The 12,758-nt window shown below is 55.1% G+C and carries 9 protein-coding genes; all 9 read right to left on the bottom strand.

Annotated elements, in window-relative coordinates; genetic code table 11:
• Nucleotides 1–930 (bottom strand): 4-hydroxythreonine-4-phosphate dehydrogenase PdxA (pdxA, locus tag KOO63_11340; protein MBU8922400.1); only part of this gene is annotated, 930 nt, incomplete at its 3' end.
• A complete protein-coding gene (locus tag KOO63_11335) occupies nt 923–1,210 on the bottom strand; it encodes a hypothetical protein (GenBank protein MBU8922399.1) in 288 nt (95 codons plus the stop codon). The genes KOO63_11335 and pdxA, both read right to left, overlap by 8 nt.
• Nucleotides 1,207–2,550, bottom strand: a complete 1,344-nt coding sequence (locus KOO63_11330) for a peptidylprolyl isomerase (GenBank protein ID MBU8922398.1) — start codon at nt 2,548–2,550, stop codon at nt 1,207–1,209. Before KOO63_11330 ends, KOO63_11335 begins: the two co-directional genes overlap by 4 nt.
• Nucleotides 2,543–3,457 (bottom strand): peptidylprolyl isomerase, encoded by a 915-nt coding sequence (locus tag KOO63_11325; GenBank protein MBU8922397.1) that lies wholly within the window; start codon nt 3,455–3,457, stop codon nt 2,543–2,545. Before KOO63_11325 ends, KOO63_11330 begins: the two co-directional genes overlap by 8 nt.
• 20 nt (nt 3,458–3,477) lie before the next feature.
• On the bottom strand, nt 3,478–5,175 hold the full coding sequence (locus tag KOO63_11320; protein MBU8922396.1) for a peptidylprolyl isomerase: 1,698 nt from the start codon (nt 5,173–5,175) through the stop codon (nt 3,478–3,480).
• Between the two features lie 120 nt (nt 5,176–5,295).
• The gene (mfd, locus tag KOO63_11315; protein ID MBU8922395.1) at nt 5,296–8,778 is read right to left on the bottom strand and encodes a transcription-repair coupling factor; all 3,483 of its coding nucleotides are present in this window, start codon (nt 8,776–8,778) and stop codon (nt 5,296–5,298) included.
• Entirely contained in the window at nt 8,778–10,814 is a 2,037-nt protein-coding gene (locus KOO63_11310; GenBank protein ID MBU8922394.1) for a BatA domain-containing protein, read from the bottom strand. Before KOO63_11310 ends, mfd begins: the two co-directional genes overlap by 1 nt.
• On the bottom strand, nt 10,815–11,720 hold the full coding sequence (locus KOO63_11305) for a DUF58 domain-containing protein (protein ID MBU8922393.1): 906 nt from the start codon (nt 11,718–11,720) through the stop codon (nt 10,815–10,817).
• Nucleotides 11,721–11,752: 32 nt separating this feature from the next.
• Nucleotides 11,753–12,736, bottom strand: coding sequence for a MoxR family ATPase (locus KOO63_11300; protein MBU8922392.1), 984 nt, complete (start codon nt 12,734–12,736; stop codon nt 11,753–11,755).
• Nucleotides 12,737–12,758 lie beyond the last annotated feature (22 nt).

Here is a 12,758-nt window from a genome sequence, read left to right as displayed (position 1 = left end):
CCCCCTTCCGGCAATATCGTACGCCGTCCCATGACAGACCGAGGTCCGCACTACCGGAAGCCCCACTGTCATATTCACGCCCTCCTCGAAGCCACCGATCTTGAAAGGGATCATCCCCTGATCGTGGTACAGGGCGATGAATGCATCAGCGCCTCTCTTCTCCCATTCATGGAAAAGCGTGTCGGCGGGCACAGGGCCCCTGACATCCAGGCCCTTCCGGCGAATGCCCTCTATTGCCGGGATCACCGTCTCGATCTCCTCCGTGCCCGTCACTCCACCATCTCCCCCATGCGGGTTCAGCGATGCGACTATTATGACAGGATCCTCCTTGCCCCAGAGCTCCCCCAGAGCTTCGGCCATCACCCGCACCCCTGTCTCGATCTTCTTCCTCGTCACCTCTCCCGGCACATCTTTCAGCGGGATGTCTCTGGTCAATATGACTATTCTCAACTCTCCTGAGACCATCACCATCTGACAGTCAGGAGCATCGAGCAGCTCGGCAAGCATCGAGGTATGGCCGTTCCATGGATAGCCCGCCAGCCTCAGCGCCTCCTTCGAGACCGGGCCTGTGACTATCCCGTCGATACTTCCTTCCCTGGCGAGCCTTGCGGCGAGTTCGACAGCACGCCCCGCCACACTTCCACTCTCCACGCTGGGCCCGCCGGCGGGAACCTCTATATCGCCAGCGACATCTATCACCGCGGGAAGAGATGGAGGCATCCATCCGCCCTCGAGTTTGTCCGCGGGGTAGAACTCGATCCGGCTCGCGCTTTCGGCCTTCATCGCCTGCCGAAGCGCCCTGCCCGACCCGATCAGAAGCAGGTTCTCCATGCCCGGCGTTCCTTTCTCAAGGACAGCCGCAGCCAGTTCCGGCCCTATTCCGGCGGGGTCACCTATAGTCAACGCTATCCTGATATCGGTCTCAGACATTCCATCCTCCACTGTCTCTGTGAAGCGGCATTTCCCGGACCGTCTCGAAATAGTCGCCACGGTCTTTTTTCGAGACCTGCCCGGAAGGAAGCTGCGTGACCCTCAAAACAAGCACCTTGTCCGGATACCTGATCTCGATCAGATCGGACTCATGGACTTCTTTTGAGGCCTTCACCTCTCCGCCATTAAGCTTCACGCTGCCCGTATCGCAACCCTTCCTCGCCATCCCCCGAGTCTTTGTCAGACAGAGGTTCTTGAGGAGGATATCTATTCTCATCACACCTCGATCTTCACATCGACATAATATATCTTCTTAAGCTTGTCGATGTAGTCTATGCTTTTCTCTGACGCCCGTTCCCTCTCGATAAGTTCCCTGACGCCGTTGCGGGCCTCCTCGAGTGAGTATGGCCTTCCCTCGTCGCGCCCGAGCATCTTTATGATCCTGAATGCACGTGGATCCTCTATCAACGGGGCGATCTCCCCATCCGCCACACCTCTCAGGGCGCTGGTAAAAAATTCCGGGAGGTTCGGCACCGGGATATCCCCGACCTTCCCCCCCCCGTCTTTCGTTTCGGGGTCCTCGGAGAACTGCGCCGCCATCTCGCCGAAATCGGCGCCGGCGATGATCCTGTCCCTGATATCCTCAGTGAATGCCCTGGTAGCATCTATGTCTTTTTCTGCCTTTATCAGTATGTGCCTCAGCAGGACCTCGTCTCCGGCCACTTCCTCAAGCTTTATAATGTGATATCCGTACTGAGTTAGTACGGGGCCGCTGACATCGCCGACTATCAGCTTTTTCACTGCTGCCTGAAATGCGGGATTGTCGAAATCCTCCATCTTCATGTACCCGAGGCTCCCCCCGTATTTGGCGCTTGGCCCCTCCGAATATTCTTTGGCTGTTTCGGCAAAATCGGCACCGGTCGCAAGGATCTCCTCAACGGCGGAGATCTTCTCCATGGCTTTCAGCTCATCAGCCTCGTTCAACCTCATCATTATCAGTATCTGGGCCAGTTCGACTGTCGGTGGCCGCTTCGGCAGTTCGTCGATATGCAACTGATAATATTCCCTGATCTCTTCCTCGGTGACCTTTATCTTGCGATATACTTCCCTGTAGCGGACCTCATCGACCAGCATGTTCGCCCTTGCGTTCTCTCTCCATGTATCTTTCAACTGCTTCAGGGTCATGCCGGCCTTCTCCAGCTCGCGATTGAAGGCGTCCACCCCTCCCATCCTCCTGATGTTCTCATCGAGCGCCCCATCCACCCTGGCATTTACCTCTTCCTCGCGGACCTCCACACCGATCTTCTGGGCGTGTACCGCCATCAGCAGGTTGCCTATCAACATATCGAACACTTCCTGCCTTCTCGTTTTTTCCTCTTCAGCGGACAGGCTCTCTTCGCCTGTCTGCATCAGGAGTCGGCGGTATTCCATCTCGAACTCGCTCTGCAGCAGAGCCCTGTCCTCTACCACGGCTATCACCCTGTCGATGATCTCTCCCGCGTCTTCCGCTGGAACGGCTTCCTGGGCCGAGAGATGGTCCATGGGCGTAAAAACGATCGCCATAAAGACCATCCAGGTTGCACAAACGACCGGCACGACCGGCCGGAATCTATTACCCATCACCATTGTCCTCCCTTACGGGTTCACCAGGGACCCCGGCGCTGTCCGCCGGTTCCGTCGTGTCCTCGTCCGATAAATACTCTGATTCAAAAAACTCGATGTCCGCTGAACGCATCAGCGATTCGTAAAACTCGTTGTAAGCTTTTCTTCTCTTTTCCATGACCAGCGTGCTGATGATCCTCCCGCGCACCTCGTCCAGGGCGACCTTCACCTGCGCCTCCCTTGTCCCTATCAGCTTGATGATGTGGTACCCGAAATCTGAATGAACGATATCGCTCACTTCACCAGCTTTCATGTCGAAGACCACGCTCTCGAATTCCGGGATCATATTTCCCTTTGTCAGGTACCCGAGGTCCCCACCCCTCCTGGCAACCGGATCGACAGAATGGCGGTTGGCCACCCAGGCAAAGCTTTTTGTCCCAAGCAGCTTCTTGACTGTCCCTGCTTCCTCGATCGTATTGACAAGAATATGGCTGACTCTGTATTCGTATGTATATTCCCGGCTCCTGAGGTTGAAATACTCCTCGACCTCCTCCTCCGACACGCTGATCCTCTCCCTCAACTCGAGGAAGACCAGGTGGTCCGCAAGGAACTCCTTCTCGAGCCTCCTGATCATCGAGCTTACCCGGGGATCGTTGTTGAGGCCGCGGGCAAGCGCCTCCCGGTACAGGACCTCTATCTCTATCCATTTTCTGATGAAAAGGTTTTTTTCTTCCCGGGAAAGGGATGCTCCATCACCGTCAGGCAGCAGGTTCTCGAGCTGGTCCTTCGTAAGGACCCTCTCGCCCACTCTGACGACAGCCCCGGGCGCTGTTTCGACTGCTTCCTCGCCATCGCTTCCGCCGCAACCCGGCGCGAATACGACGAGGAATATCAGGAAAAGGACCCTTCCCGTCTTGTAAATCATTGGTCGGATACCAGCCTTTATCAGAGTCTGGTCCTTTCCATCCTGGCCTTCGCGAGATTCTTCTCGTTGATCTTGATAATATAATCCTCACTCCAGCCTTTGATCTTCCCGGCGAGCAGTTCTTCGCCCTTCGTTTCCATCAGCTCTTTTCGGATGGTGCCCGAAGCTTCCTGGAGGGTCGGGACCCTGCCGGGGACGATCTCCATGACCTTTACGACTGCCCATCCGCGTGAAAAGGAGAAAGGCTCGGAGACATCACCCTCGTTGGGAAGGCTGAACGCCTGGGAGTCATATTCCATGTATTTACCAGAGTAGATCAGACCTGTTCTCCCCATGTTCTCTTTTTTCGTAGGATCCTGCGAAAATCTCCTGACCAGAGCGTCGAAATCCTCTCCGTTCTTTGCCAATGCCGATGCCTGTTTTGCTATTTCGTGATCGGAGTTGATCAATATCTGATAATCCCTCTGCTCCTTCGTTGCCAGGTATTCCTTGTTGTTGTCGTAATATTCCCTGACCTGGCGATCGGTCACAGAGACCTCGTCCGTGATCTGGTCCTGATAGAGTCTATAGACCAGAAACTGCTCTTTTCTGTTCTCGAGGTTCTTCTTCACTTCGGGTACTTCGAGGACCTTCGCTATATTCTCCGCGTATACGGGGAGGATCTTGTCGTAGATGACCTTCTTGAGCAATTGAACGATACTTTCGCGACCATACTGGCGCCTCGGCCTCTCTACCAGTGAAGCGCGGTCATACAGTTCGATGAAATCTCCAATGGTGTAACTACCGTCGTCGTGCTGGATGAGCAGCATGTCGATATACTGCGACATCACCTCGAGCTTGGGAGCATTGTTCCTCGTCACCCTGTAATTGACTATCTCCTCAAACGGGACATCTTCCGGGAGGGCGTCGAAAACAATATTTACAGCGTCTGTGAATACCTGCAGGTGGATATCAGTTTCGATCCTGGTCTTCAGATCGTTACGGCCCTTGTATTCCTTAATACCCCTGACCCGCTTCATCGCGTAATCCCTGTCGAGATCGGGAATGATCTTTCTCTTGCGGTGGACTTTCAGAAGGGCCCATCCTGTATCTGTCTTGACCGGAGAAGAGACTTCGCCTTCCTTCGTTTCGAAAAGGACTTCCTCCACCCACCAATGTATCTTGCCTACGGGAGAGCTGCCGACATGGCCCCCGTTCTCCGCACCCTTGCCAAGCGAGTACTTTTTCGCCATCTCTCCGAAATCCTCGCCCTCGATTATCATTTCCCTCAACTCATAAGCTTCCTCTTCATTGGCGAGGATGATCTGGCTCAGAGTATATTCGTACTGCATCTGCTCGAAATAATAATCTATCTCTTCTTCTGAGACTTCGACCTTCTTCGTTATCTCCTCGTTCCATAGAGCCGTCACGAGAAACGGGCCCTTGAACTGGTCCCAGAACTTTTTGAAATCCTCGTCTCTCTCATACCCGAGGGAGGTGGCCTTGAGCGCCATGACTTCCTTGTTGATCATGTGATGCAGGAGTTCCTTCTTTCCCTCCATGTCGGCGGTTTCCGGCAGATATTTGTTTTCCAGCGTTTCCGCCGTCGTCTCAAAATCCGCCAGGGTAATAGTCTTCGTATCGATCTCGGCAACGATCAGGTCTTTGCGGTCGGTCTTCGAACAGCCCGCCGCGAGCGCCAAAGCCATGGCGACAATGATGATTACAGTCTTTTTCATGTTCTCTCCTCTCAAATAGATCCGCTGGATCTGCCACACACGAAAGGCCGCTGGCACGTCATCCCGACTCTTTCACCGGGGTCTACGTACGGGCTACCTTCCCATTCTGTCTTAACTACTTTAATTAACATAATTTTCCAACAAATTCAACAAACTTTCAAGGTCCAGGAGCGACAGCATATCCTGCCAGCCCGTTCCGGTTGCCTCCCCGACAGGCACATCAGCAACTTCCCGGCCCGGATCGGGCCTCTCCCCATCCGGCCTGACCGACATCGAAAAACCGTTTTCCGTATGGAAGGTGAGCCTTCCCTCGAACAACCCGGCAATCTCCGCGATCGGTTTTCTCCCCGGAATATTTCCGGGAGAGAAATGGACCCTCAGTATCCCCCGGGGGGTCACATCCACTGCCTCGAGGCCTGCCTTCATCGCCCTGGCCCTCCATTCGACGATCTTGAGCATGTTCCCCGCTACCTCGGGCATACTGCCGAACCTGTCGACGAGTTCCTCGCCGACCACTTCGGCCTCCTCCCTCTCCCTTACTCTTGACAGTTTCCTGTAGAGTTCCATCCTCTCTTCGGAATCGGTGATATACCCTGACGGCAGGTACGCGGCTAGAGGAACTGCGATCTTCATCTCCCTCTCCTCTTCGACCGGCTCTCCCTTGATGCGAGAGACCTCCTCCCTTATCATCCTCGAATACAGATCCAGTCCTACGGCATTTATCTGCCCCGACTGCTGATGCCCCAGCAGGTTTCCAGCCCCCCTTATCTCCAGGTCCCTCATGGCGATCCTGTACCCGGCCCCGAGATAGTCGAACTCGCTTATTGCCTGAAGCCTCCTGATCGCTGTCGCTGTCAGGGTCCTTCCTTTCGGTATGAGCATGAATGCGTAGGCCTTCCTGTCAGACCTTCCGACCCTTCCTCTCAGCTGGTAGAGCTGTGCCAGACCGAAACGGTCCGACCTGTTTATTATTATTGTATTCACGTTGGGAAAATCGAGCCCCGCCTCAATGATCATCGTGCAAAGAAGCAGGTCGAATTTCCTCTCGAGGAAATCGATCATGATCTTCTCGAGTTCCTTCTCCTTCATCTGCCCGTGAGCGTGGGCGATCTTCACCTTCTCCGGCAGAAGTCTCCTCAGATACCCCTCCATCACCTGGATCGACTGCACCCTGTTATGCACGAAAAAGACCTGCCCCCCCCTGTTTATCTCCCTCATCACAGCCTCCCTGATCTTCTCGTCGTCGAAGGGAAGGATCTCCGTCTGAATGGGAAGCCTGTTACGCGGAGGGGTATCTATCACCGAGATATCTCTGATCCCTGAAAGAGCCATCGAAAGAGTCCGCGGAATCGGTGTAGCCGTCATGCTCAATACGTCCACACTCTTCTTCATCTTCTTGAATCTCTCTTTGTGTTTCACGCCGAATCTGTGCTCCTCGTCCACGACCACAAGCCCGAGGTTCGCGAAAGAGATGTCTTTTGAAAGCAGTCTGTGTGTACCGATAACGATATCTATCTTTCCCTCTCCAAGCTCTACTGCAAGTTCCTTCTGTTTCGAGGTGGAGACAAACCGGCTGAGCATCTCCACCCGCACGGGAAACCCCGCGAGCCTCTCTTTCAGCGTTGAGAGGTGCTGCAGGGCCAGCACTGTAGTCGGCACAAGAAAGGCTGCCTGCTTACCCTCCATAATCACCTTGAATACCGCCCTGATCGCCACCTCGGTCTTGCCGAACCCGACATCTCCGCAAAGCAGCCTGTCCATCGGCTTGATAGCCTCGAGGTCATTCTTCACCTCGGATGTAGCCTGGAGCTGATGTGGTGTCTCCTCCCAGGGAAAGGAAGCTTCCATCTCATTCTGCCAGGGCTTGTCGGGACCACACGCGAAACCTTTCGCCACCTGTCTCGCGGCATATATCTCGAGCAGGTCGCCAGCGATGAGGCTGGCACTTTTTTTGGCTTTTTCTTTTGCCCTCTTCCACGCCTTGCTCCCGAGTGCTGCCAGTTTCGGCGCCACACCGTCGGCAGCCATATATTTCTCAACCATCCTGAGTTTGCTAACAGGGATGAACAGGCGATCGTCCCCTTCATACCTCATATCGAGACACTCGGTCTTTCCGCCTTCGACTTCGAGCATCCTCATGCCCATGTACCGGCCTATCCCATGGCTGATGTGCACCACGAAATCGCCTGGCTGGAAATGAGCCGGATCGTATGAGAGAGATCTGTTTCTCGACAGGGGAGAATGATACGGCCGGTGGAACCTGCCGAACACCTCGTCTTCGCTCAGAAACAGCACTCCCGCGTCCTCCCATCTGAACCCCCCGGAGATGAACCCTTCCGGAAAATCCATTTCCAGGGAGACTTCCTCGAAAACGTCCTCCGCCCTGTCCTTCTGTACCTTGCTTGAACAGAACAGAAAGACCTGCATCCCATTTTCCGTTTCTTTCCTTATCCGGCTTTCGAGCCCCTTGAAATTCCTCCTGAAATCTCCTGTCGAGGCCGAGAAGAACCTCACCGCGCCAGACACAGGTACCTTCACCATCTCTATTCTCTTAAATCCGGACATCGCATCTTCGAGACCGCTCTCCGACAGGTAGACCCTGTCGGGCTCGGGATAATAATGCTCCTTTTCCCTGGAGCTTTCGTACCGCACCTTTATCTCTTCCCTGAATTCCTCCAGGCCTCTTCTGATATCTTCGTCACAGCAGGTGACGATCATCGGCGCCTGTCGAAAATATTCGAATATCGGCACGACGTCGTGTACGACCGCCGCGTAATGTTCCATCCCGTAGAAATGCAGGCCGCTTTCAAGTCTTTCGGCGACCACCATCATCCTTGCTCTCTCTTCACGGTCGAACTCTTCCGGGATGCCGGCAAGAAAATCTCTCAGCTTGGCAAGCCCCTCGGCATCGGGGGCAATATGATGAAAGGGCCTTATCCTTACCGAGGACCGCGGGTCGGTCGAGCGCTGGGTCTCGACATCGAAATCTCTGAGCGAGAAGGCGCTGTCGCCATCGAACTCGATCCTGACGGGATCGGGCGATCCAACCTCGAAGATATCCAGGATCGCTCCGCGTATCGCAAAATGACCTTTCGCCTCCACGATCTCGTGACGTTCGTACCCGAGCTGGACCAGCCTGTCCGCCAGTTCATAAATATCATATTCCCGGTCCTGTTCGACTTCGAAGACAAGTGACCTGAACAGCCTGGGCGCGAAGATCTTTTTCAAAAGGGAGCGCATCGTACAGACAAGGACCTCGCAACTGCCGTCCAGGACAGATTCCAGCGCCGTCATCTGCATCCCTGTAAGGTTCCGGTCGGGATCGTGATAATCGTACGGCAGGATCTCATCTTCCGGATAGGCTACGACCTTCTCGACACCGAACGAAGAAAGCTCCCATTCCATGTCCCTGGCGCTGACCGGATCGGTGGTGATGACTATCACAGGCCCATGTTTTCCGCGCAGAAGGGTCGACAGGACAAGCGCCTGCGAACTCCCCGCCAGTCCTGCTACAGGGATCCTCCCCGAATCCTGTTCGAGTCTCTTTTCGAGGCCCTCGAAAGCAGGAAGTCCGGCGATCCTGTCTTTAAGATAGTCCCACATCACATCACCCTTCTTCGCTGAGCGATAAACAACTCTGCGACGAGCAGAGCTATCGCGGCAGCAGCCAGCCAGGAGGAGATCTCTCTGCCCTCTCTTGCGGTTCGTAGACCGCTCCCGGCTTTGTCATCATCGTTCAAAACTGCGTAATCCCGCAGCCCGAGGGAATCGGCAGCCTCCCTTGCGTCCATGAGAACGCCCCGGGATTCCCGTTCGGCGTCAGGATTGACCGCCAGCGCCTGGTAGAGCCGGCCTTCTTCGTATATATCGATGAATCCGGGATGCATGGCTCGCGGCAGCAACAACTCTCTGCCGATTCCCGTCTTCGCCGTTCTTTCGGATGCGCCTCCGGGAAGAACCACTTCATAAGACATCCCGGGCTTTACTTCAAGGACCATTTCCCTTCCCACCGCTGACCCGTCACCTTCGGGGCTCCCGGGAAGCATCGCCATCACAGCCTGATGGACCAGCGGGAGAAAAAGCGGTGAAAGTACAAGGTCTCCTCCATCCGGCCGCGGGTCTGCCGCGATGAACAGAACCGCCCCCTCATCAAACCTTTCCCTCCATATGAATGGATTCCCTGACCTGAAAGAAAGCAGGACATCTTCTGGATGTATCCCGGTTATCCTGACCGCTGGCGAAAAGCGCAGACCGGAAAGAGCGGCAAGGTCTTCTCTGCTGAAGGGAGACAGGAACGAGGGAACTGATCCGGGATCTTTCAGTGTCTGCCAGGATTCTTCTACACCGAACCTGATCGATGGCTCCTGTCGGCTCAGGGCCTCCGCCACCACGCGTGTCTCTTCTGCCAGGAAAACGACTACTCTTCCGCCTCTTTCGACAAATCTCTTCACCGTGGCCAGATCCGTCCTTTCCGGTTTTTCCCCGGGTCCTATCACCAGGGCACCGGCTGATTCAAGGTCCCCGGTCGTCAGCCGGTTCCAGCTGCTTGTTTCGACCTCCATGTCGCTGTCAGCATCCTCCGGGCTCAGGGCCTCACGAAGGAACATCGACCCGTCCCCTGCCAGGAGGATCACCTTTATCTTTTCCCTGGATCGAACCGTAAAATATCTAGTGTCATCCGTGCCCAACCGGTCCGGCCCCTTTCTGACTACACCCTTTATCCATCCGATCTCTTCGGCCTGGAGTTCGATCCTCGTCTCGGAGGTCGCCCCGGGTGCGATCGTCACTTCCCTTTCAAAGACAAGTCTTTCCCCAAAAGAGACCCGCAGGGGAAATCTTGCCTCCGAGACGGGGGAATGGTTTCTCATCGAGATTCCGACCGTGGCGGTCTCCCCCCTGTGGACAGGGACTTGTGGAGTCCTCACTTCATATATCGATACATTAGCTTCTTCCGCGACACCGACAGGCAATAGAAATGTCCTGATAACCGGCCCTTCCTGGAAGTGGAGAGAAGAAGATCCCTCCCTCAACGCGCTCTTCTGAAAATCGGATATTATATATAGTTCCTTCTTTTCCCTCCTGTGCGAAGCGAGGTGTTCCACCGCTCGCCTTACTCCCGCTCCAAGATCTGTTCCAAGGCAGGATGGGGTCTCGTTTTCGATGATGTCCATCGCAGCGGCGCCGAACCTCTCCCCGGTGAACACTTTCACCGCGCTCTCGTCGAAAAGGATCAGCGTCACCTCATCCTCTTCCCCGAGCATTTCGGCAATCTCCATCACGCGCTCCTTCGCCCGATCGAAGACCGTCCCTCCAGCCCCCGCCATACCCATACTGTAGCTACGGTCAAGAAGGATGCACACCGCTCCCGGTTCCTCCCCTGGAAAAAGAGCAGCGAGCCGGCCGGTTATCACCGGCCTCGCGAAGGCCATCGCGGCCAGAGCTATCGCGGCCATCCTCAGTAACAGAAGCAGGAGGCGTCGCAGATTCACTCTTCGCATCGACCGGCGGTCAGACTGCCGCAGAAACATCAATGTGCTGAACTGCACCTCGGGGATCCGTTTCCTGCTGAAAAGGTGGATGATAAGTGGGACCGCGGCCCCACTCACAAGGATCAGAAATATGGGATTAAGAAAATTCATCTACCTCATCCTGCGTCTCTTGTTGAGGTAGGACACCAGCGCCTTGTCGAAAGGAGTATCAGTCTTGACCCGGTTATAATCGATCGCGTTCTTCTTGCAGCCATTTTCCAGCAGCTCAAGCCATGCCCCCATGTCCTTGCTGTACCCGGTCTTTATGAACCATGGCTGGGTCCTCATCTTCTCGCCTGTCTCCCTGTCGACGAAGGTCACTTCACCATCGTAATCCAGGGACATCTCCATGGGGTCAAGAATATGAAAAAGAACGATCTCGTGGCCCCTGTGCCTGAAATGTTTCAGTCCGTTCATTATCGATTCCGGATCATCGAAAAGATCGCTGACCAGGACTATAAGACCTCTGCGCCTGATCCTCTCCGCCATCTCATGCAGGGTCGAGCTTATCTCTGTCCTTGCTCCCGGAGTCACACCCTCGAGTTCTTTCATCAGAAAAAAGAGGTGTCTCCTTATCGAACGATGCGGGATGATCGTGTTTATCTTCTCATCGAAGAGGGCCAACCCGACCGCGTCCCTCTGTTTTATCATAAGGTAGGCCAGCGCGGCGCAGAGCAGAGCACCGTAATTGAGCTTCGTGCCCCACCCGGTTCCAAAATCCATCGACGCGCTTCTGTCCAGCAACAGGGTCGCTTTGAGATTTGTCTCGTCCTCGAATATCTTCGTGTAGTATCTGTCTGTCCGAGCGTATATCTTCCAGTCTATGTCCCTGACCGATTCTCCATCATTGTACTGCCTGTACTCGGCGAACTCCACGGAGAATCCGTGATAGGGCGACCTGTGCAGTCCTGCTATGAATCCCTCCACGATCAGGCGGGCACGTAGATCCATGTTTGCCAGCCTGCCTACGACCTCCGGCCGGAGAAATTCACTGATCTGTCTTTTATCTGGTGACATCAGTATGCTGCCCCGCGTTTCAATCCCTGGTCTCAGGGCCGCACAGATTCCAGCAGGCGGCCGACGAGATCTTCAGTCGTCACTCCATCGGCTTCGGCATGAAAGTTCGTTACGAGCCTGTGCCGGAGCACCGGTCTGGCCACGGCACGGATGTCCTCGATATCGGGTGTGGTCCTGCCGGTCATGACAGCTCTCGCCTTTGCTCCCAGCATGAGGTACTGGCCCGCCCGGGGCCCGGCGCCCCAGGAAAGGTACTGGCTGATATCCGGAAATTCGCTTCCCCTGCTCGCTCTGACGAGTCTGACACCGTAGGAAAGTACCTTTTCAGAGACAGGGACCTTCATCAACATCTGCTGGATCTCTACTATCTCCGCTCCGCTGAGTACCTTCTCCGGCTTGTCAGGAACAGAAGTAGTCGTAGTCTCGACGATCCTGAGTTCCTCTTCTTCTGACGGGTAATCGACCTGGATATTAAACATGAACCTGTCCAGCTGCGCCTCGGGCAGCGGGTATGTACCCTCGAGCTCGATTGGATTCTGTGTCGCCAGGACAAAGAATGGCCGTCCGAGCATGTGCGTCTTGCCCCCGACCGTCACCTCGTACTCCTGCATCGCCTGCAGCAGCGCCGCCTGTGTCTTGGGAGGTGTCCTGTTGATCTCATCGGCAAGGACAACATTCGCAAAGACCGGGCCACGGATGAATCTGAACACCCTGTTCCCGGCAGCCTTATCCTCCTCCAGCACTTCGGTTCCCATAATATCGCTCGGCATCAGGTCCGGGGTGAACTGTATCCTCGAAAACCCGAGGCCAAGGCAGTCCGCCACGGTCGAGACAAGAAGTGTCTTGGCCAATCCCGGCACTCCGACCAGGAGGCAGTGGCCTCCAGTGAAAAGGGCCATTACCAGTTCATCGACTACTCTTTCCTGCCCGATGATCACTTTTGCTATCTGGCCCTTCAACTGCCCGCAGGCATGCTCGAATTTTTGCAGTATCTCCGCGTCGCCTTGCGAATTCATCAGATCGGTCTCTCCTGTTTAT

Source organism: Candidatus Latescibacterota bacterium (assembly GCA_019038625.1).
Taxonomy (GTDB): Bacteria; Krumholzibacteriota; Krumholzibacteriia; order Krumholzibacteriales; family Krumholzibacteriaceae; genus JAGLYV01.
This window is presented reverse-complemented; position numbering and strand designations above follow the sequence as displayed.